Annotated in this window: 13 protein-coding genes; 12 read left to right on the top strand and 1 reads right to left on the bottom strand. The window is 49.6% G+C overall.

Annotation, left to right across the window (positions count from 1 at the left end; all coding sequences use genetic code 11):
* Positions 1-88: 88 nt before the first annotated feature.
* The 9 genes from BMZ56_RS04995 to BMZ56_RS04955 all read left to right on the top strand — a co-directional run bounded on the left by BMZ56_RS04995 (position 89) and on the right by BMZ56_RS04955 (position 13,717).
* Entirely contained in the window at positions 89-652 is a 564-nt protein-coding gene (locus BMZ56_RS04995; protein ID WP_090624960.1) for an RNA polymerase sigma factor, read from the top strand.
* 60 nt (positions 653-712) lie between these two features.
* Positions 713-1,939: a FecR family protein gene (locus BMZ56_RS04990; protein ID WP_090624957.1), complete on the top strand. Its 1,227-nt coding sequence runs from the start codon at positions 713-715 to the stop codon at positions 1,937-1,939.
* Positions 1,940-2,128: 189 nt separating this feature from the next.
* Positions 2,129-5,464, top strand: coding sequence for a TonB-dependent receptor (locus BMZ56_RS04985; RefSeq protein WP_177195033.1), 3,336 nt, complete (start codon positions 2,129-2,131; stop codon positions 5,462-5,464).
* A 26-nt stretch (positions 5,465-5,490) separates the two neighbouring features.
* Complete coding sequence (locus BMZ56_RS04980) at positions 5,491-6,975, top strand: RagB/SusD family nutrient uptake outer membrane protein (RefSeq protein WP_090624949.1); 1,485 nt, start codon at positions 5,491-5,493, stop codon at positions 6,973-6,975.
* Between the two features lie 25 nt (positions 6,976-7,000).
* Complete coding sequence (locus BMZ56_RS04975) at positions 7,001-7,567, top strand: hypothetical protein (protein ID WP_143072853.1); 567 nt, start codon at positions 7,001-7,003, stop codon at positions 7,565-7,567.
* A 360-nt stretch (positions 7,568-7,927) separates the two neighbouring features.
* The gene (locus BMZ56_RS04970; RefSeq protein ID WP_245893081.1) at positions 7,928-10,609 is read left to right on the top strand and encodes a c-type cytochrome; all 2,682 of its coding nucleotides are present in this window, start codon (positions 7,928-7,930) and stop codon (positions 10,607-10,609) included.
* Positions 10,610-10,618: 9 nt separating this feature from the next.
* Positions 10,619-11,683: an aldose 1-epimerase family protein gene (locus BMZ56_RS04965; RefSeq protein WP_090624938.1), complete on the top strand. Its 1,065-nt coding sequence runs from the start codon at positions 10,619-10,621 to the stop codon at positions 11,681-11,683.
* A gap of 120 nt (positions 11,684-11,803) precedes the next feature.
* Positions 11,804-12,841 carry a ThuA domain-containing protein gene (locus tag BMZ56_RS04960; RefSeq protein WP_090624936.1) on the top strand — a complete coding sequence of 346 codons (1,038 nt, stop codon included), beginning with the start codon at positions 11,804-11,806 and terminating at the stop codon, positions 12,839-12,841.
* A 24-nt stretch (positions 12,842-12,865) separates the two neighbouring features.
* Entirely contained in the window at positions 12,866-13,717 is an 852-nt protein-coding gene (locus BMZ56_RS04955; RefSeq protein ID WP_090624933.1) for a sugar phosphate isomerase/epimerase family protein, read from the top strand.
* 71 nt (positions 13,718-13,788) lie between these two features.
* Here the strand turns inward: BMZ56_RS04955 and BMZ56_RS04950 are convergent, their stop codons facing one another.
* Positions 13,789-16,974, bottom strand: a complete 3,186-nt coding sequence (locus BMZ56_RS04950; protein ID WP_090624930.1) for a PVC-type heme-binding CxxCH protein — start codon at positions 16,972-16,974, stop codon at positions 13,789-13,791.
* Positions 16,975-17,393: 419 nt separating this feature from the next.
* Here BMZ56_RS04950 and BMZ56_RS04945 point away from each other — a divergent pair, with 419 nt between their 5' ends.
* From BMZ56_RS04945 to BMZ56_RS04935, 3 genes are all read left to right on the top strand, one after another.
* A complete protein-coding gene (locus BMZ56_RS04945) occupies positions 17,394-18,653 on the top strand; it encodes an MFS transporter (protein WP_090624928.1) in 1,260 nt (419 codons plus the stop codon).
* Positions 18,654-18,843: 190 nt separating this feature from the next.
* Entirely contained in the window at positions 18,844-21,993 is a 3,150-nt protein-coding gene (locus BMZ56_RS04940) for a SusC/RagA family TonB-linked outer membrane protein (protein ID WP_090624926.1), read from the top strand.
* 31 nt (positions 21,994-22,024) lie between these two features.
* A complete protein-coding gene (locus BMZ56_RS04935; protein WP_090624923.1) occupies positions 22,025-23,527 on the top strand; it encodes a RagB/SusD family nutrient uptake outer membrane protein in 1,503 nt (500 codons plus the stop codon).
* Positions 23,528-23,556 lie beyond the last annotated feature (29 nt).

The following is a 23,556-nucleotide window of genomic DNA, read 5'->3' as shown; positions in this document are numbered from 1 at the left end:
ACCAATCACAGGACAGCACAGGTTGCCTTTTTCTCCAAAAGGTAGTAGTATTGCAGTATACCAGTTATCAGAATACCAGCCTCCAATTATGGCGCTGAACAAACTATATAACGAAACAGATATATTAAATAAGGTCGCATACGGTGATGAGAAGGCGTTTGCTAAATTGTTTTATGCCTACTATAACCAAATAGGCGAGTTTGTGCAAGGGCTGACACAAGATCATGAAGTTACGGCGGAGATTGTGCAAGAGGTGTTTACCAAAATATGGATGGATAGACACGCGCTTCGGCAGGTAAAGCGGTTTGATGCCTACCTGTTTATCCTATCCAGAAATCATACACTGAACCACATTCGCCAGATCGTGGCCGAACGGAATAAAAAAGAAGCGTACCTGTCGGAAATCGAATTGATACAACCCGTTGTGGAAACTAAAAGCACGAGCGATCGATATGAGCTGATTGATCAGGCAGTCAAATTATTACCCCCCCAGCAACAACAGGTATTTACCCTCAGAAGACAAGGATTGAAAAATCCCGAAATCTCTGAACGGATGAATCTGTCTATCGAATCTGTGAAAAAATACCAGCACCTGGCTGTAAAATTTATCAGCGAGTTTGTAAAAAATCAAATTTCTATATCCACTTTTTGAAAATCTGGTGTCTTTATCATGTAAAGCCAATTAGAACGTGCTGTTCTGCTATTGAAAAACATGGATAACGCTAGACTTCTGCTATTGATTGACCGGGCGCTCGAAGGTACCCTCAGCACCCGGGAGCGGGATGAACTGCAGGAGCTACTGGCCGACTTGTCTAACGAAGGCGCCGTTATGCAGGCCCTTGAAAATAAGTGGGAGTTGTTTGAATCCAAAAAGGCCGTTTTTTCGAACGAACAGGGGCAGGAGGTTTTGCAGCGGATCCTGGAAGGTAACGGCGATACAGACGATTCCCAGTCATCGGATAAAAAACTACGCGCACTCTTTCCATGGTTTAAAGTCGTTGCGGTGGTTTTGCTTATAGCAGCTACCTGGAAAGTAATCGATTTTTATTCTAATAGCTGTGATACATATGGCTGTGATACAAAAAAAATGACAATTGAACAGGCAGTTGCGCAGTCCGGAATAAAACCTGGAAGTGATAAGGCAACAATTGTCTTGGCCGATGGAAAATCAGTACCATTGAATGAATCCAATACAGGGTTATTGAGCAAAAAAGGGAAGGTGTATGTGTGCAATTCGGCCAATGGCCAGATCGTATACGAGGTTCAATCGGATGAAGTCGGCATTAGTGGGTATCATACCGTGAATGTACCCAAAGGAGGTCATTATCGTGTTGCATTGGAAGATGGTACGAAGATTCACTTAAATGCAGGATCGTCTTTACGTTTTCCGATCCGGTTTGCCGATGGAGTACGTGAGGTAGAAATGACGGGGGAAGGTTTTTTTGAAGTGGCTGCTGATGCAAAAAGCCCCTTTTTAGTAAAGACACCGTTGCAAACGGTTCGCGTATTAGGTACCACGTTTAATATTCATGCATATCCTGACTTGGGCAAAATGAAAACGACGTTGGTGGAAGGCGTCGTGGAGGTGCTGCAACAGGATCATGCTGCTACACTCAAGCCGGGAGAAACAGCTATAAGTAAACTTGGGCAGCGTGATATTCACATACAAAAAGGCGATATCGACAAAGATCTGGCATGGCATAACGATTATTTTATTTTTGAGAACGAGGAGATTACCAGCATCATGGAGCGGGTGGCAAGATGGTACAATATCGAAGTAAGCTTTCAAGGCAAATTAGAAAACGTCCGATTGGGAGGGATGTTTAGACGCTCCAAAAGCATCGTCCAGTTGTTGGAAAGTTTCGAGGCAACTGGTTTAGTAGCATTCAATATTGAAGGAAGGAGGATTACGGTAATAGGAAAAACAGCGACTAGATAACATTGGTTACAAAGAAACCGAGGCGTTGGCCCGCACTCGGTTCGCGTCTTACTAGTTAGACGAAAAAGTGACCACAAATTGATTAAGCAACCAAATTATTAATCACAAATTGAGCTTCAAATGTATAAAAAAAAATATGTTTGGCATTGCCACAAACCATTTTTCAAACCGGTTAACGTTTTAGTCTTGATGAAGATTATCATTTTTATGACCGTGGTATTTGTGCAATTTGCTATGGCAAGTCATGGGCAGAATGTCAACATTCGCGTGAAAAACACACCCATAGCAAATGTGCTATACCAGCTATCTCAACAGAGTGGCTACGATTTTATTTATGACGCCAGCTTACTCGTTAAGTTAGAACCGATATCGCTGAACGTCGAAAACCAGCCGTTGGGAAAAGTGCTGGAACAATGTTTTGCCGATCAATCCGTCGAGTTTGTCTTCAATGAAGACAAGACGGTGATCATTAGACCCCGTCCATCGCTGACAGCCCTCACCCAGGAGCAAATCGTGGGTACGGTGAAAGACGCCGCAGGCAATCCCTTGGAAGGGGTCTCCGTTTTGGTGCAGGGCACATCGCGGGGAGCCGCCACCGATGCAAGTGGCCGTTTTCAGATTGATGCCAAAAGCGGAGAGACCGTGGTTTTCAGGAATGTGGGCTATGTGTCTCAAGAAATCACGATTGGCAATCAAAAAACCCTTGAGGTGGTTCTGGTGGCAGAAACGGAAGACCTGCAGGAGGTGGTCGTAGTAGGATATGGCAGCCAACAGAAAAAGGATGTTACCGGTTCCATCGCGTCGGTGAGCATGACGAATGTACGGGGACAATCCATCGCCAGTCTTGATCAGGGCCTGTCCGGTCAGGTAGCAGGTGTAAATGTGAGTACGTCGAACGGTACACCCGGCGGCGGACCTAAAATCCAGGTTCGGGGCATCGGGGCAATCGGAGCGGGCAGCGATCCGCTGTATGTCATTGACGGTTTCCCGGTACCTTCTTCCTCTGGGCAGCAATCCAATCCCATGAGTGCGATCAATCCGCAGGATATTGAGTCGATGACCGTATTGAAAGACGCTTCGGCAACGGCAATCTATGGATCCAGAGGTGCGAATGGGGTGGTCATGATCACCACCAAGCGTGGCGCCAGCGGCGAACCCCGGATTCAGGTTAACATAAGCTCGGGCTTACAACAGGTGCCTCAAAAAGGTCGGCCCGATCTGATGAACGGACAGGAGTTCGCGCAGTTTATGAAAGAATCCGTCGAAGATCGCATCCGCTCGGAAGAAGGACGCGAACCTACCTTGGCCGATATCCCCGAAGAATATCGGAATCCGGAAGCCATTGGCGAGGGAACGGACTGGTACGATGCCGTCACCCGTGTGGCACCCATGTCGGATATCGGTTTGAGCGTAAGTGGCGGTACCGAGAAAATCCGCACATTTGTCTCTGCCGGTTACTTCAATCAGGGTGGGGTCATGATGAATACCAAGTTTGACCGGTTTTCACTGCGTGCGAACATGGATGCAGACATTACCGACCGGTTGAAAGTCGGTGTCAACGTGGCACCTTCGATGACGTTTCTGAGAGGGGGCGTGCGTGGGCAGGGACGTGACGAGTTTTTCGAGATTGCTAATCCCATTCCGCCCGCCTACAACCCAGATGGTAGCTACAACGAGTACATCCAAACAACGGGCACATTCGGTAATCCGAATCCCATCATGGTACTCAACCAAATCACCAACAAGGCCAGCCGGACCAAGATTCTGATGAATACCTTCGCTGAACTTGAAATCATCAAGAACTTGAAGCTACGGTCGTCGTTCAATGTGGACTTTGAAGATGGCGATTCCGAATATTTCCGGCCTTCGACGCTAGCGAATCAGAATGCCCCGGGCATTTCGGTTCCTTCGGGCAACTATGGAAATGTAAAATATCTCAACTGGTTGAATGAGAATACGTTGACGTATGACTACAATTCTGAGTCGGGACATTCCATTTCGGCATTGGCGGGATATACCATACAATCCAATAAGTTTTATGCCGCTCGGTTCGATGGCCAGCAGTTCCCGGACGACGATATAGAGTCGTTGAACGCAGCGGCCAGGGTAATCGTGGGTAATATGGATATCAGTGACTGGGCGCTGATTTCCTATTTGGCGCGTGCGAATTATTCATATGCCGGTAAATACCTGGTGACTGCTACCATCCGGTCGGATGGTTCTTCCCGCTTCGGCCCGAACAACCGTTGGGGGGCATTTCCTTCCTTCGCATTGGGTTGGCGGTTGTCGGAAGAGAATTTCCTGAAGAATAGCTCCTGGATCGATGAATTGAAACTCCGTGCTTCCTATGGCTTCACAGGCAACTTTAACATCGGAAACTATCCGTACATGAGCAACATCGGTACGAGAGATTATGTATTTAACGGTACCTTAGGCAGTGGTCGGGTGATGACGTCTCTCGCCAATCCCAATCTGGGCTGGGAACGGATGCGCGAACTCAATTTGGGTATCGACTTCAACTTCCTCAACAACCGGATTAATCTGACAGCCGATTTCTACAACCGGAACACCCAAGATCTGCTGCTGAACGTTGAAATCCCGCAGTCATCCGGTTTCGGTACGGTTACTGAAAACAGGGGCGATGTGCGCAACCGCGGGGTCGAATTGGGCATTCTTTCACATAACATCGTATCCGACAATTTCGATTGGTCGACCAATTTCAACATTTCCTTCAACCGTAACAAGGTGCTTGCTTTGGGAAGAAGCGAAGACCCGATCTATTCTGGACAAAGCAGCGAAGGCAACCCGACAAACATTACCGAAATCGGTCAACCGGTGGGAATGATCATCGGGTATGTATACGAAGGGATCTACCAAAACGAGGCAGACCTGGCAAACTATCCGGCATTTCCCGGAGCGGTTCCCGGAAATATGCGTTTCAGGGACGTGGACGGCAACGGCGAAATTACTCCTTTCCAGGATTTTGACGTGATCGGCAATCCGTATCCCGATTTCACTTGGGGAATGACGAATACGCTGCGGTACAAAGCCTTTGACTTCCGGGTGATGGTAGTGGGAGCCATGGGGGCTCAGATGCTGCGCGCTACTAATTTCTATACCGGAAATATCGACGGCGTATTCAACGTAAACCGGAGTGTGAAGGATCGGTGGCGCTCGCCCGAACAGCCGGGGAGTGGCAAAGTACCCACCACCACCGGAACAGGTAGAGGAAGGGTAATGTATCGGGATACGCACAGCCTGTGGGTTGAAAAGACCGACTATGCGTGGATCAAGAACATCACATTGGGTTATAACCTGCCGGCCGGCTTGGTCGAGAATCGGTGGATAAGCAGCCTGCGGGTATACGGTACCGTCCAAAACCCATTGCTGTTCACCGGGTATAGCGGTAATCCGGAAGGGACCAACTACAACCGCGGTGATACCGGGGCTCTTGTACCGGGTATAGACTACTCCGGTTATCCTGTGCCACGTATCTATACCCTGGGCGTTAATGTTAGTTTTTAGTCACTCAATTTAAAAGGAAGAAATCGATGAAACACCATAAATATTCGATCCTATTGTTGTCATTGTTCACATTGGGATCCTGTCATAACATGTTGGATGTCGAGCCGCATACCTTTTCAAGCGGGGAGAATTACTACGAGAATGAAGGGCAGTTTTTGCGGGCCGTCAACGGTGCATACGGCTCCTTGCAGGAACTTTATACCGTTGATCATTTTTTTCCCATGACGGAGATGGTGGCCGACAACACCAATTATCAATTCGATGCATCTGACCGGGGCGCACAACAGCGCGAAGAAATCGACGAGTTTTTGATTACGCCGACCAATAACTATGTGACTAGAACCTGGGACATGCTCTATCGGAACATCCAGCAGGTGAACGTCATCATTGACCGCATCGAACCAGTGGAGTTTTCCGACGAATCATTAAAGGCCAGGTACAGGGGCGAAGCGCAGTTTTTGCGTGCTATGCAGTATTTCCATTTGGTACGTCTGTTTGGCGGGGTTCCGCTCGTGGTGCATGAGGTTGAAGATCCGGAAGGTGCATTTTCGGAAGGCCGGGCTAGCGTAGAGGCTGTTTACGAACAAATCTTAGCCGATGTGAACGCGGCGATAGCCAGCCTGCCCGAATCGTATTCAGGAGGAGACATTGGCCGGGCAACCAAAGGTGCCGCATTGACGTTGCTGGGCGAAGTACACATGACTTTGCACAATTACGGCGATGCGGCAGATGCATTTGAGCAGGTGCTGAATTTGGGCTACGATTTGTTACCCAATTACGCAGACAATTTCGATCCGGCGTTCAAAAACAATGCAGAATCTATATTCGCTATCCAATTCGATGCAGGACTGCAAACTGAGGCGAGTAATTTTATCTTCATGTTTGGCCCACGGAACGCGAAAGACGAGCTCATCGGCTTTTCGGGTAACCTGGGAGGCAGCAATATTCCGACACCCAGCATTTACCGCGCCTATGAAGACGGTGATGTCCGCCGGGATGCTTCGATTACGATGTTCAGTGATGCATCCAATGCCGACTTTGAGGAATCCAAAGCGTTTGACGGTGACATTCCTTTTATCGGGAAATATTACCATCCACCCTTTTTGGAAGATGGGCGCGCCGATGAAAATTGGCCGGTATACCGGTATTCCCACGTGTTGCTGATGCTGGCAGAGGCCTTGAATGAAACCGGCGGCGATCCGTATCCTTATATCAATGCCGTTCGGGAACGTGCTGGTTTGGATCCATTGTCGGGCCTTGGCGAGGATGCATTCCGCGAAGCGGTTGCCCACGAACAACGGGTTGAATTGGCTTTTGAAAATCACCGGTGGTACCAATTGCTGAGAACCGGCAAGGCGGTCGAGGTAATGACCGAGCATGGAATTGAGGAAAAAGAACGGTTGAATAGACTGAGCAGTGCTTCCTATATGATAGATCCACATAAGTTACTGTTCCCCATTCCGGCACGCGAAATCCGGCTGAATGGATTTGAACAGAATCCCGGTTGGTGAGTGTCCTGAATAAATGTATAGTTCTATGAATTTAACATTTAATGCTGAACAGAAGATGAGGGTAGGCCCCTCGGATAGGGTGTACAGGCACCGTTTCCAAACCACCCCTATGCTGCTGCGGTTAAAAGCTGTGGTAGTGAGCGATAGCGGGAAAAGGCATCAAAGAAGGTGTCAGGTAAGTGTTAGGAAGGTGAACGCGAGTGAACCGTCGATGAGGCGTCGAAAGGATGAAGTGATGTCAGAACCAATGTCCACCAACGTCATTGGGAATAGCATGGAGGTGACCTGTCTACTGTCCATGCGGCATCCGGCGTATAGGCGGCACGAGCTTAACACAGGCTTTTGTTTGGAACAGGAGAACCTGTCGTGGCGATGCGAAGGGAAAACCCCAAGCGGCGGACACCGCAAGGGGGAAAGTACCGATGCGCTGCACGGGGGCGGAACGCTTCGTAGTAGTGATGAAGTCCCTGTAATGAGGATGGAGCGAAGGGGGCGTATTATCAGGCCTACGAGTCTCAGCGAGAAACCGTTCAAGCGGGAGGTATCAAGGGAGTTAGGCAAACGGCTGGAACAAGGACAGTTTCGGACGTAATTGGTAATAAGAGCCGTATGATGCGAGAGTATCACGTACGGTTCTATGAGGGACTCGGGGTGAAATTCCCCGGGTCTACTCGACAACATACGGACTAGGAGAGAATGCAGGTCTCCAACGAAACTTTGTATGCGAAAAGCAACCTTGGGACGTGAGCAACGCGAGCGTTCCAGTTGCGTTTCGCATGCAAAGTGACCAATTACAGGACAGCACAGGTTGCCTTTTTCTCCAAAAGGCAGTAGTATTGCGGTAAACTGATGAAATACCGGTTTCCCAATTATGAGTACTGATTAAACTTTATTATAATCGAAAACCTTAATTTCGCACAGACATCGTACTAATCACTATATGCAAACTTTCATGAAAAAAAGCCCCGGTTTAGCGGCAGCGCTCGCAGCGTTGTTGCTGGCTTCAGCGTGCCAAACCGAAGACAAAGAAACAGAACAGGTAAAATTGAAGCCCAAGGTGGAGAAGATCAACGTCGCTCCCGACTTTGTGGTGGAACATCTCTATAGCCCCTCCGAAAATAAAAAGGGGTCGTGGGTAGCGATGACGTTTGACGACAAGGGCCGGATGATTACATCGGATCAGTATGGGTCGTTATACCGGATCGATATTCCCGAAATCGGTGCAGACACCTTGGCGGCGGAGCCTGAACGGTTGGCACTTCCGGGTGATGAGTGGAAGAACGATACGACACAGACCAAAGTCGGAATGGGGTATGCACAGGGATTGCTCTGGGCATTTAACAGTCTGTATGTGATGGTGAATCACCGAGGAGATGAAAAGTTTGAAAAAAGTAGTGGTTTATATCGGCTGAAGGATACCGATAACGACGATCAATTTGATGAAATAAAGTTGTTGAAGTCGTTCGAAGGACAGGGTGAACACGGCCCGCATAGCATTATCCTTGCACCGGATGGGCAGTCGATCTACCTTGTATGCGGCAACCATACCGATGTGCCCGAGATGGACAGTTATTTATTACCCGCTAATTGGGATGAAGACAACGTTTTCCAGTTAATCAAGGATCCACGGGGTCACGCAAACGACCGCATGGCGCCTGGAGGATGGATTGCCCATACCGACTCATTGGGACAACATTGGCAGTTGGTTGCGGCGGGGTTCCGGAATACGTTCGACATTGCATTTAATGACGATGAAGAGCTGTTTGCCTATGATTCGGATATGGAATGGGATTTCGGGATGCCCTGGTACCGGCCGACGCGACTTTTACACGTGACAAAAGGGGCGGAATTTGGTTGGCGCACAGGCAATAGCAAATGGCCTACCTATTATCCCGACGAGCTTCCTTCTTTACTCAATATCGGTCAGGGATCGCCCACGAATTTAGTGTATACAGGCAATGCTAAGTTTCCTGATAAATACCGCAATAGCCTGCTCGCATTTGATTGGAGCTTCGGTATTGTCTATGCCGTACAACTGGAGCGTGACGGAGCGACCTACCGCGCAAAGGCAGAAGAATTTCTTTCTGGAACACCTTTGCCATTAACCGACGGGGAAATCGGGCCGGATGGAGCCCTTTATTTCCTTACCGGTGGGCGGCGGTTGGAATCCGACCTGTACAGGGTTTCTTATAAAGCGTATGACAAAGTAAAAGAAAAGGCGCAAGGAGAAGCTGACCTCACCGAGGAAATGGCGCTCCGCAAACGGATTGAAGGGTATTTTGAACATGCGCCCGATTCCAATATTGTCAACGAAATTTGGCCATACCTGAATCATGAAGATCGGCATATCCGTTATGCCGCAACCGTCGCGTTGAGGCATCAACCCCTCAAATTATGGGGAAAAAGAGCATTCCGCGAGCGGAATATCCGGACGGTAACGAATGCGATGATTGCCATGGCAAAGACGGGACATCCCGAGTTGCAGTCTGTCGTTTTGCGTAAATTGATGACCATCGATATCAATCGGATATCACGTGAAAATAAAATAGGCGTATTGCGGGCAGTGGAACTTGCCCTCTATCGCATGGGAGATCTCCAACCCGACATTGCGAAACGGTTGGCGGATTATTTTGATGATGCATATCCCACCACAGACAACGCCCTTAACCGGGAGTTTAGTAAGGTGTTGATCCAAATCGGCGCTCCTTATGCAGTAGAAAGGACACTGTCATTGCTGGATAGTGCCCAAGACGATTCGACTACGATGATGGCTACGTTAACCAACTCCTCCGATTTGATCTTGCGGAATCCGCAATATGGAATGGATATCGCTGGCATGTTGGCTAAGACGCCTCCGGCCCAACAGATTTATCTTGCCACAGCGCTAAGTAAAGCGTCAACGGGATGGACACCCGAACTGCATGAACATTACTTCAAATGGTTCTACGATGCGTTCGGTTATAAAGGAGGCAATAGCTATATTGGTTTTATCGACGCTGCGCGTAAACTAGCGCTTGAAAAAGTACCCAAAGATCAATTTGCACATTATAATACCATATCCGGCGATTCGCTTGTGGCGGAATCGGGAAATAAATTGGCGGAAAATATAGTGCCGCCAAAAGGACCGGGTCGAAACTGGAAAATTGACGAGGCGGTAAAGACCGTTGAAGGAGATAAAGGTGAGCGGAACTTCGAACAGGGGAAATCACTTTTTGGGGCCGTACGGTGCGCGTCGTGCCACATGATGCAGGGAGAAGGCGGCGCGATCGGCCCGGATCTTACGCAGTTGGGAACACGTTTCTCCGTTCATGACATGCTGGAATCCATTATTGAGCCCAACAAGGTCATTTCGGATCAATACGAATCTAAAGTGCTGGTCTTGAAAGATGGATCTTCTGTATTGGGTAGATTGATCTCCCAAGAGGGAGACGTGTATTCGGTGTCACAGAATCCGTACGCGCCGCAGGTGTTGAAGGAGATACCCAAGAGCGACGTAACGGAGATCAAAGTGGCCAAGGTTTCTACCATGCCCCCGGGAACGCTCAATGTGCTGAATGAAGAGGAATTGAAAGATTTGATGGCCTACTTGATGGCAGGCGGAAATGAAAATAACCCGATCTATAAGGGTGAATAAACGGGTGCAATGACCGACTGGAAAACGAAAGTGTCGAACCCTATGCAGGTTGGCGGCATTGAGACAGCGATCTTGGATAATGGCCCGGGCAAGGGAACACGTATTGCTTGGGTGAACACGGGAACCGGCCTTCGGTACAAAGTGGTCATTGATCGGGGCCTGGATATTGCTGATGCGTTTTACAATGCACACAGCCTTGCGTGGATCAGTCACTTGGGCGTCGTTGTCGCGCCTAGCCCCACAGGATACCGGGGAATCGAGTGGCTCAACGGATTTGGGGGCGGCTTGCTAACCACGTGTGGTTTGGACCATGTTGGTGGACCTGAATCGGATGCGCACGGTGAGCGCGGACTTCACAGCCAGTTCAGCGGCTTGCCCGCTACCATCGAATCCATTATCCAGCCGGATCCGCTTGCGGGCCGGCTGGATATGCAGATTACCGGAATCATTAAACAATCCAGGCCGTTGGGGGTACAGCTCGTATTGAGGCGTACCATTTCGGGTAAGCTGGGCGAGCCTACCATCCGAATCCGCGATGAGGTAGTTAACCACGGAAATACGCCAGCACCTCACATGCTGCTCTATCACATGAACTTAGGATGGCCGCTGGTTGATGAAGGCGCGGATATCTGCTGGCGTGGCCCTTGGGAATCGCGTGAGGGCGCGGACAAGGCGAAAATTTTTCAAGCGGGGCAACCTTTCCGGAAGGGGAGTCCGCCGTTGGAAGATCATGTGGGAGGTGGCGAAGAAGCGGCGTTTATCGATGTAGAAGCTGACGATGACGGTACGTGTTGTTGTGGAATCCACAATCCGAATATCGGCATTGCGTTATCGATTGAATTCAAAAAAAACCAGTTGCCCTGGCTGACCAATTGGCAGCATTGGGGACCGGGGGAGTGCGTGGTGGGGCTGGAACCCGGTACCCATCCACCGATTGGCCAGGCAAAAGCCCGGCAGAACGGTTCGCTTATTCTGCTGGAACCGCAAGAGCGCAGGGAATACGAAGTGGTGGTTCGGATTATGGATCAGCCGACAGACATCGCTGATTTTTTGCAGCGTACCGCAGGTAGGTAATTTTGGGTACAAGACAAAATTCCGGTTTGCTAGCCGAGAAAAGCCACTTCACAGCTTTGCTCCTTAGCAAGAATTCGTTATCTTAGAGCCCTTGTAATAACCCTGTTATCAATTATATTCATGAAAAAACGAACGAAAATAATGTCCATCCTTTTGCTGGTCACCGTGTGTGGTTTCGCGGCTTGTTCAGGCACGACCGCTACGCAGGAACAGCAAGCGCAGGAACCCGAAGCAGAACAATGGGTGACGTACCGTGGTGGGGAAGGCCCCGGAAAGGGTAAGAAGATTGTTTTAATCAGCGGCGACGAAGAATACCGATCGGAGGAAGCCTTGCCTATGCTGGCCCAGATACTGGCTGAGCGCTATGGCTTTACCTGTACGGTGTTGTTTTCGGTGGATTCGTTGACCGGAGAAATCGACGCGAATGAATCCTCCAACATCCCGGGTCTTGCCAATTTGGAGTCGGCCGATCTGATGGTGATCTTTACACGTTTCCGTGAATTGCCCCCCGATCAAATGGGTTACATTGACGCGTATTTAAAAGCAGGGAAACCCGTTATCGGTCTACGCACCGCTACACACGCCTTTCACTACGCAAAGAATCCTAACGATCCGTATGCGAAGTACGACTTCCAGAGTACCGTGCCGGGTTGGGAGCAGGGATTTGGCAAGATCGTCTTGGGAGAAACCTGGGTAAGCCACCATGGCGACCACGGCAAAGAAGGGACACGGGGCCTGAATAACGAGGCAGCAGCGGATAATCCCATATTGAACGGGGTTGCCGATATCTGGGTGCCCACAGATGTCTATACCGTCGGATCGCTGGAAGGGGCTGACGTGTTGGTGTATGGACAATCGACCAGTGGGATGACCGCCGATGCGCCCATCAACAAAGATAAAGAGGCGTTGCCGGTTGCCTGGACCAGGATGTACCAGCTCGAAGGGGGAAAGGAAGGAAAGGCTTTTACGACCACCATGGGGGCTTCGGTAGACCTGGTTAATGAGGATTTACGGAGATTGCTGGTAAATGCTTGTTTTTGGGCAGTTGGTCAACCGGTTCCCGAAAAGGCAGATGTTGCATTCGTTTCTCCGTATCAACCGACAATGTTTGGCTTTGACAGTTTCAAAAAAGGAAAGTCTCCCGCGGATTACAAATAAATTATACCACCTAATTGAGATAATATGTTAACAATTGGCGTCAATACATTTTTGCTTACTTCTCCTTTTACGAATGAAAGTGTCGATATCATCCGACAGTTTAAGGATTGGGGATGCGATGCGATCGAAATTGCACTGGAGGATGCTTCCCATATCGATCCCCATCTGATCAAACGGGCGCTGGACGATAATGGGCTGCGTTGCTCCTCAATCTGTGCTGCAATGGGGCCGGGTCGCGATTTGCGGGGCACCAACGAGGAACAGCAGAATTCAATTGACTATATCAGTCAAGTACTGGATGTGATGGCGATATTGGACTGCCCAGTGATGGTAGGGCCGCTTTATTCCACAGTAGGCCGGGCGGAGCGAACGGCGGAAGACGACTACAAAGCGCAGTGGGACATTGTCGTCAAACAATTGAAAACACTGGCATCCCGTGCCGGTGATTTGGGAAAGAAACTGGCAATTGAACCCTTGAACCGGTATGAAACTGATTTTATCAATACCTGTGAACAAGCCCTGAAACTGGTGAACGCCGTGGATCATCCCGCAGTGGGGCTACTGTTGGATACGTACCACATGAATATCGAAGAAAAGAATTCCGCAGCGGCAATCCGGAAAGCCGGGAAACACCTGTTTCACGTACATGCGTGCGGTTGTGACCGGGGAGCACCGGGGAATGATCACATCGATTGGGTAGGAATCCGGGATGCGTTGAAAGAGGTCAACTACTCGGGTAGTTTAGTCATTGAATCTTTTACGCCCGCGGTTGAAGTAGTTGCCAAAGCAGCGTCTATCTGGCGGAACTTTGAACCTTCTCGCGAGGCCATAGCCGTCCAAGGGATTTCCTTTTTGCGGTCGCACTTTGGTGCATAGTATCGCTAAAAAAAAGCCGGGGTGACGATTACGTTGCCCCGGCTTTTTTTATTGCCTTATTTTTCTTTCAATCAGTTCGATAATGGATGCTCTTTGAGCAATTCTTCCGGGTGGTAGAAGCCTTTTTTGTCGGCAATGGCAGCTCGGATAGCTTTTACTTTTTCCGGATTTACAGGTGTTCCTGTATTGCCAAATGAATTTTTTACATACGTAAGCACGGCCGCTACTTCCTCGTCGTTCAGCAGGCCTCCAAACGGCGTCATAGGCACCTGCCCGGGGTATTTGTGACCGAGGAGTTCCATGGGGCCTTGCATGCCTTTCAAGGTGAGTTTGATTAAGCGGTCATCGCTGTCCAGCCAGGGGCTGCCGGCCAGGGGTGGGAAGCCGGAACTGGGAAGCCCCTTTCCATCTGCCTGGTGACAAGTCTCGCAGAATCCATCCTGTGCATAAAGCAATTGTCCTTTTTTAAACAATTCCAGGTCTTTTCCTTTTAGATCTGTTTTCGCGGTTCGTTCCGCTTTCTTCTTTTGGATGACATCCCCATTCAAACGGGCAAATGCGGCTCCGTAGGCATCTGCCATCCAATCATCAAGTGGTTTTTTCGCGGCCTCTTCCAGGATAGCGAGCCCCGGCTCTTTGTCCAGCCAGGAAGCGGCTACCAGCGCTTCCAAACGGACACGCCCGTGTTCATCACCAGCAGCTTCCTTCAACAATTGTGCCTGATCGGCTACCTGATGACCGGTGTAACGCACCACGCGAACAGCCGCGGCGCGAACCCGGAAATCGTTTGCGTGCAGCAGCTGGCGGAGCAGTTGCTGGTCCACGCGATTCAGTCCCCAGCTTACCCATAGCCCTTCCAATAGATGATGTTCGTAGCGGGGGTCGTTTTTATCGAGGTTCTTCACCCACGTTTTAAGATGCGCTAATACTTCGGATGAGTCACGCCCACGGAGCTCACGGCGAGTACGGTAGCGAGACCGGTACTCGGGCAGCTTCAGGTTGTCGAGCAAGGTGTCGATGGGAGCGTCGGCGATGTATGCGGGTTTTACCAACGGCCTGGATGGATAGGTAACGCGGTAGATCCGTCCATGGGTATGATCCCGCAGGGGATCGCGCTGGTTATGTTGCATGTGCCCGATCAATACGTTATGCCAGTCGATGACATACAGCGAACCATCGGGTGCAAACTCGAGGTCTACCGGCCGGAAATTGGGATCTTCCGATCGCAGGAGGTCCTGTCTGTGGTGGCTTTTATACCCTGTTCCGTCGTCTTCCAGCGTATGTTCTTTTGTGCCCAAAAAGCCGATGGTGTTGTTGATGAGGTAGTCGCCCTGGACGTCATCGGGAAAGTGGCGGCTTGAAATGAATTCCAGTCCCGAAGTCGGGCGCACCTGGTGGGCCGCTTCGACAAGGTTTCTTGATTTGGGGGTAAATATACCATAGATCGGCTTGACGGTGCCGGGCATCATCCAGCTTACGGCCGGCCCCGATGTCTCCGCATAGAAATTCTGTCCCCAATCATCAAATGTGATACCCCATGGGTTTGGAATGGAGAGCTGGGCAAATTCCAGTTTGCGCCGGTTGGGATCATACCGGAAAAAGCCGCCATTGGTAGTGCGGACGGTGCCATACGGTGTTTCGATGTCACTGATGAGGAACACACCCGTTCCCATATAGATGGCGCCCGATGGGTCGGTGGTATACGCATGGTGCGCATGATGCGTATCGTGATCGTCGAAACCACTCAACAGTACTTCTTTCTTGTCAGCTTTACCGTCGCCATCCGTGTCGGTAAGTAATACGAAATTGGTGCCCTGTGAAACATAAACGCCTTCCGGAGCGATTTCAAATCCGACCGGCAGGTGCAGGCTATCAGCAAAAACCGTTTGTTTATCGGCCTTACCGTCGTTGTCCGTGTCTTCAAAAATGAGGATTTTGTCATTGGGTTTGGGATCCCCCGGCTTCCAATGTGGGTAGGTTGGCATGATAGCTACCCAAAGCCGCCCTTGATTATCAAAGGACATCTGCATGGGTTTTTCGAGCTCGGGGAACTCTTCCTCGGACGCAAAAAGTTCTATTTTGTAGCCCGGTGCCATCCGGAATTTGCTGAGGGCTTCCTCGCCATATAGGTATCTTGGAACACCGTTCTTACCACTCGGTACATAGTTTGTTTTCACTTCAGGGAGTTTGGTTGTCAGCGCATCGGCGCTGTCCAGATTGAACCGTTCCCCTTTAACCGCCTTCCAGATAGCTTCATCACGGATGGCCGTCATTTCCCGGATTTTAGCAATTTCCGCCGGATAGTTATCCGGCCCGAACGGGTCGTAGCGACGGCCATAAGCCTGGACACCGTTGGGCATCTTAAAATCTTTATGCCACATCCAATTTTTTTCCATAACCGCTGCATGGACAGATTTGCGAAGGGCGTCATCTTTCACCTTTTCGTTGCCGAAGACGGCGTCAGCTAAGAGCAAGGAAAATTTTTTGTATCCTTCGTCATTGAGCTGCAGGCCGTCAATTGTCCATTGCTGATCGCCTTTATCGAAAAGCTTCTTAAATGGTGTGTACATATCCACGAAAAGCACCTGGTTGCTGTCTGCCACCTCTTTCATCGCTTGCGTGTATAACGACAGGTGTTCGTTTTCGGTTTTGCCGTCGGGTAGGTCATATTTCGCCGAAAGGTCTTCGAAGGCGATGGGCGATACGAGCGCCAGTTGAGGTGCTGACACTCCGTTGTAGCGCTGTTGTAACGTATATTTGACGAAAGCGTCGAGCTCGTCTTTGTAACGTTGTACGCCCGCTTCACCGTCGAAAGATGCGACCGAACCAAAAAACGCAACGATAATGTCTGCTTTATGTCGAGTGAGCCATTCGTCAGGCATCTCAAAATGGCCCTGCGTATTGGGGTCGTTCGCAAGTTCAGTTTGGAATTTTTCGGCACCCGGAAACGCCCAGGGCGAGGGGTGGCCTGAATGGGGCCGGAATCCGGGGGTGTTACCCCCGTCACTCATATTGCGTATATACAGCGTGCTATCCGGATACCGGAGCTGCATTTCCGTTTCGAAATAGCCGTAGTCCATCATCCTGGACCCAAGGTTGTTGCCGATCAAGATGATGTGTGCGTCTTTCTTGATTTTCAGCGCGTTTTCGTTGCGGTTGGTGCATTGAAATAAGCACGCCGAGAGGATAAGGAATCCAATGGCGGCCCATAGTTTTGTAACATTACTTCTCAATTTAATGTAAGAGGAGCTATCCATAATTGTTTATTAGAAAAAATAAAGGTCTGCGACCGATTTTTTAGTTTATAATGACATCAGTAGCGTTCTTAACTTACCGACAATACGAATGTATATTTTTTTTTGTTAGTAACTGTCATGGTCTATCCTTTAATTGGATTTTTAACGGAATGATAGTCGGTAAGCAGGAAAGCTCAGGACAGAAGTATAAGATCGGAAGATTACCTTTGGATTAAAGATGCCCCTGCTTGGCAGTTATAGACTTACGAGAGGCGATATATTTTCTTTGAACTGTGAAAGCTGATCAAACTGCTGTGGTTTTTACCGATTAAATAGGTATCTTTCGTGCAGATTTTGTGTCAGTATCCGGTTGTATTTGTTGGCCGGTTAAAACGTGTAAAGAAAAAATAATAGTAACCAATTAAAAAACTCACAAAAAAATGAACGAAAACGTTAACAAAAGTGCCTTATTCAATGGATCTTGTTTTGCGCTCATTACGACGGCATTCACCTTTGCTATCCGAGCGGGTATTCTCCCTCAATTAGGCGAACAATTCAACCTGTCGGCTGAGCAGCTTGGGTTTATTAATTCCATGTGGTTCTTGGGATTTCCGATTTCCATGATCATTGGTGGATTGGTTTACCATTCATTCGGAGCCAGAAACATTATGCGGGTGGCTTTTGTCGCGCATACATTGGGAATCTTGCTGACCATTTATTCGGGCGGGTATACAGGTTTGTTGATCTCCACGCTGTTCATTGGATTTGGCAACGGCTGTACGGAGGCTGCCTGTAATCCGATGATTGCCGATATGTATTCGGACAATCATATTAAAATGAATAAGATGTTGAGTAGGTTTCACATGTGGTTTCCAGGGGGTATCCTGCTCGGCGCACTGATTTCAAAATTCATGACTGAAGCGGGCGGATTTTTGCAGCAATGGCAAACCCAGATGTGGGTGTTGATGATTCCTACGCTCATTTATGTGGTGCTATTTTATGGAAAAACGTTTCCCAAAGCTAAAGTGGAGGGCGCGACTTCCCTGGCTCAGAATTTTAAAGCAATGTTCTCGCCTACCTTCCTCTTTTTGTTTTTCTGCATGGCGCTTACCGCAATCAGCGAATTTGGTCCTCAGCAATGGGTATCCATCATCATGAGCCACAGTGGGGCTGACAGTATGTTGATCTTAGCGTTAACCACGGGGCTGATGGCAGTAGGTAGATTTTTTGCAGGTCCGGTAGTGCGTGCGTTGGGACAAACAGGTGTGCTGTTGGGAGGCGCTATTTTTGCGACCATTGGTATTTACCTGTTTAGCGTAGTAACGGGACCGATCGCCTATTTGGCTGCGGTGGTGTTTGCGATAGGGGTCTGCTTCTTTTGGCCAGTGATGGTCGGATCGGTTGCGCAACGGGTTCCGCTGAGTGGCGCATTGGGGATGTCCGTAATCGGAGGAATCGGGATGTTTTCAACGGCTATTTTCCAGCCTATTATTGGAGGGTGGATAGACGGAGCCCGTGAAACGAACGCAGCTGCCGGATTGACCGGCTCTACACTGGAGCTCGCTACCGGCCAGGATGCGTTGAGTAAAATGGTTTCGTTTCCCGCTATTTTAATCGTCTTATTTATTATTTTCTTCTTTTGGCAAAAGTCGCTGAAAGATAAAGCCGTTCAGGCCGCCGCTCCGCAAGCATCGCATTAGCGGCGGCACGTATCGTATTAGTTGATAATCCGCGATAGCGTCAGTATATCAGCCGGCATCGGACAACCCGATGCCGGATAGGGGTGGGTATGTGCAAAATTTGGCCAATAGGTGATTGAAAGTTTTAGTCTTCTCATCGAAGTTCTCAAGATAACAATTGATCGAGGTGTTCATTTAAAACCAACTAATTATGACCAAATGCAAAGCAGAACAAATCAGTAACAACGGCTGTTTCACAAAGAGGCAGCTACGTTGGCAAGACTGTATGGCCTACATGCTCATGTTGCTGTTAACAGGCCTGGTTCAAATCGGATGGGCCGAATCAGACCACCCTCAACAAACGATTACTGGAAAAGTAACCGATGCTTCACAGCAACCCATCAGCGGGGTTACCATTACCGAGCGCGGAACCAACAATAGTACGAGCACCAACAATCAAGGGGTATATACCCTCACCCTGCAGGATACGGATGGAGCGGTTTTGGTAGTCAGTGCGCTGGGCTACACAACGCAGGAAGTTCCCGTTAGTGGAGCTACCTTGAACATTACCCTGCAGTCAAGCCAAACGGATCTGGACGAAGTGGTTGTGGTTGGTTATGGTACGCAGCGCAAATCCGATCTCACCGGTGCGGTGGGAACCGTGCGGGCCGATGCGCTGCAGGAGCGACCGGCCTCGTCACTCAACCAGAGCTTGGCCGGCCGCGTAACCGGAGTCGCCATATCGTCAAACTCCGGCCGACCGGGTGGACGCACCAACGTCCGGATACGTGGAGCCAGTTCCATCAGTGTATCCAACAATCCGCTGTATGTGATCGATGGCGTTATTTTGACCACCGCGGGGCTTCAAAATGGCAGTACACCCATCGATTACATCAATGCGAACGACATTGAATCTATCGAAGTACTTAAAGACGCTTCCTCTACGGCTATATACGGCGCACGGGGTGCCAACGGGGTTATCCTGGTTACCACGAAGCGGGGTACGTCGGGTGGTGGTGGAGTAACCTACGATTCAGACTTCAGTATCGGCGTGGCTCCCAAGCTCCTGCCCGTGTTAAGTTCAGAAGAGTTTTTGCGAGTGGAAGAAATCGCCTATGAAAACGCAGAGAAATTCGATCCTGTGGGCTGGGCAACGGGTACCAAGTACGACGATCCGCGTACCAAACGGACCAATCCACTGCTGTTTGATGGACAGGGAAATCCCTTGTATAACACCAACTGGCAGGAAGTCGCATTCCAGGAAGCCTTTTCGCAAAATCATCAACTGGGATTTACCAACGGAAATGAAAAAGGAAGTTATGGCGCATTCCTGAATTACCGTAATGAAAATGGAATCATATACGGTTCGTGGCAGAAACGGTATGCCGGACGGTTTGTGTTTGATACGGAGATCAAAGATTGGCTGAAGGTAGGCGGGACATTGGGGTACAACGATCAGAACGAGAAGCAGATCGATCAATTGGATGGGGGCGGTATTACCATGGTGCGGCAGATACTCGAAGCCCTGCCGATCATCCCGGCACGGTATCCGGATGGCTCCTGGGCCAGTAATCGCGACTACCCGGGTATGGAAGGGGGCGACAACCCGCTTCGCGTGGCCGAAGACCGGTTGTTTTTCCTGCGCACGCAAACCATGCTGGGAAACATGTATGCCAATATCCAATTGGCTGAAAACCTGGAGCTTCGATCTACCTTGGGTACGAACGTCATCAACCAGCGCCGGGATTATTTTGCCGCGGCGGGAATGCAATACATTTCCACCAATGGCAACGCGTCGGTCATCAACAACCGATTCAATTCCTGGCAGTTTGAAAATTACCTGACTTACAAGAAAGATTTTGGTGACGTCCATTCGTTGAATGCCATGCTGGGACTTTCCTGGCAGCACGTGGGGCGTTTTGAAAGCGAAGCCAGTGCCGAGGGATTTACGGATAGTTACTTCCAGTTTAACAACCTGGGCGCCGGGGCAACGGCGTTGGCGCCGCGGTCTGTGGCGGAAGGATACGGTCTCAATTCGTATTTTACCCGGTTGAACTATGCGTTGCAAGGTAAATACTTAGTGACATTTACCGGGCGGATGGACGGGTCGTCTAAATTCGGTGAGGAAAACCAATATGCGTTTTTCCCGTCGGCTGCCGTCGCGTGGCGTGTCAGTGATGAATCTTTCATGCAGGATCTACCGGCTATTTCCAACCTGAAGATCCGTGCGAGCTACGGGGCGACAGGCAACTCCGAGATTCCGGCTTACCGCGCGTTAGCGGGCATGAATAACTATTCGGTTATTTTCGGCGGATCGCGTGAAATCGGCACGGGTGTGGGGCGTATGCCCAACCGGGGCTTGCGGTGGGAAAAAACCCACCAGGTAGACGTAGGTTTGGAATTGGGCCTTTTCACTAACCGGGTGAATCTCGAGGTGGATCTTTATCGCCGGAAGGTCGCAGATATGCTGTTGGATGCACCCTTGCCACAAACCAGTGGGTATTCGAGCATTTTCACGAACATCGGTAGCATGGAAAACAAGGGAATAGAAGTCGGGCTAAATACCACCAATATTGAGTCGGATAACTTCTCCTGGAATACCACCTTCAACATTTCCATCAACCAAAATAAAGTGCTGGAACTTTCGGGCGGCAGTGATATTTTCCCGGGGGCCGCAACCATCGTTCGGGTCGGCGAGCCGGTGGGTTCGTTCTTCGGGCGGGTGCATTTGGGCACATGGTCTACGGCGGAAGCCGAAGAAGCGGCAGTCTACAATGCGCTGCCGGGCGATGTGAAGTTTCTGGACCTGAATAACGATGGCGCTGTCAACGATAACGACCGCACCATTATCGGAAAAGGTGTCCCGGATGGATTCGGAACCTTCCTCAATACGTTCCGCTACAAAGCATGGTCGTTGACCGTGGATCTGCAGTTTATGTATGGCAACGATGTGCTGGATCGAAGTATCCACTCCATTGAAGACAGACAGGGCATTGCTAACAGCTATAAAACAGTGTTGAATGCCTGGACAGAAGAGAATCAAAATACGCCCATTGCACAGATACGGCCCATCCCAGCCGGATACGATACGTATGACGACAGCCACAAGGTGAGAGATGCCTCTTTCATCCGGGGCAGAAACCTGCTCCTCGGGTACGTGGTACCCGCCGAATTTGCTTCCCGCTTGAAGCTGCAACGACTGCGGATCTATGGATCCGTTCAGAACTTCTTTGTTGCTACCAAATACAGTGGTTTTGATCCGGAGGTGTCTAACTCCAGTTCCGCCTTTGGGCAGGGATATGGATTGTATGATTACCCACGACCTCGGGTATTCATGCTCGGTTTAAATATTGGTTTGTAAACAGCTTGGGTAACATCAAAACGAAGAAGCGATGAAGACAATTGCATTAAGATATATAGCCGTGGCGCTCGGAGCAGGGTCATTGGCATTGGGAGGCTGTTCCGAATTCTTGAATGAAGCGGATCCCACTAATTTCACGGTTGAACAATATTTCACGAAGCCGGAGCATGCACGGAGTTCCGTGAACGCCATCTATGCGAACATGCGCGATCCACTAAGCAGTGGCTTTAACGGAGCAGCCTGGATGATGACTGAGTTTGCTACCGGGTTGGGTGCAACGGACCTGGGGCAGGCGGCAAATAGCTATTTTATTAAAGATCTGAATAACACATCAGATAACGGATATGGAGCAACCTATTGGCAGAGCTATTACCGGGGGATTGCCAATGCCAACCTATCAATCGCGAAAATTCCAGAAATCACGATGGATGAAGCCGAGGCGACGCGGTTATTGGGCGAGGCGCATTTTTTAAGGGCGTGGTATTATTTTGATCTCATTCGGATGTTTGGGCACATCCCGTTGGTTACGGAACCTGTGGACCTCGCGTCTGAACAGCTGCGTCCGTCGCAGGCCGATCCGGAAGCGGTGTACGAGCTGATCGTGCAAGACCTTACTACGGCGGAGGCTTCGGGACTACCCTGGACAGATGCTTCGGGCCGGGTAAGTTTGGGAGCTGTCAAATCCTTGTTGGCGGAAGTATACCTAACCATGGCCGGATATCCCTTGCAGAAAGGCGAAACCCATTACAGCCTCGCAGCCGAAAAAGCGAAAGAAGTTATTGATTCGAAAGAATTTGAACTGTTTGATAGCTACGATGACCTGCACGATCCTGATATGAAAAATATCGAGGAGAATATTTTCATGATTCAGTTTGCAACCCAGTTGATCCCGGGAAACTGGCAGGTCGCCATCATTCCTTATAACAAGAATATTTCGCAATATTCCGACGAAACAGGAGGTATCTATGCCACGGCAGATTTTGTCAATTCCTATGAACCGGGCGACCTCCGTGCGGAGGAAAAGCAGTTTTTCTATACTACGTTTACCCACGAGTCTAATCGGAACCAGGTGGTAGAGCTGGGGGCTAATTTCATCTGGAAGCATTTTGATGAAGTGGCTCAGACCAGTTCGGCAAACAGCGACCTGAACTGGCCCGTAATACGCTATGCGAACGTGTTGTTGACGTATGCGGAGGCATCTAACGAAGTAAGTGGACCCACCGCAGCTGCCTATGAGGCGGTAAATGCCATCCGGTCGCGCGCCGAACTGGAAGACCTGGAAGGTTTATCAAAGGAGCAACTGCGGGAAGCGATCTGGAAAGAGCGTTGGTATGAATTGTGTTTTGAAAACAAAACATGGTTCGATATGGTTCGGTTGCGGAAAGCATTCAACGTGGGAACCAAGCAATTTGACGATTACGTAGGACATAAATTTTCATATGGACCGGTGCTGAAAGAGCGCGAATTGTTATTTCCCATACCAACAGGTGAAGTGCGAAATAATACAAATTTGATACAAAACAAAGGGTATTGACGGGCAATAAGACCCTGTTTGCAACGTAT

Origin of the sequence: Parapedobacter indicus, assembly GCF_900113765.1 — a bacterium.
GTDB classification, from domain to species: domain Bacteria; phylum Bacteroidota; class Bacteroidia; order Sphingobacteriales; family Sphingobacteriaceae; genus Parapedobacter; species Parapedobacter indicus.
Note: the sequence above shows the minus strand (reverse complement) of the source record. Positions and strands in the feature narration are given on the sequence as shown.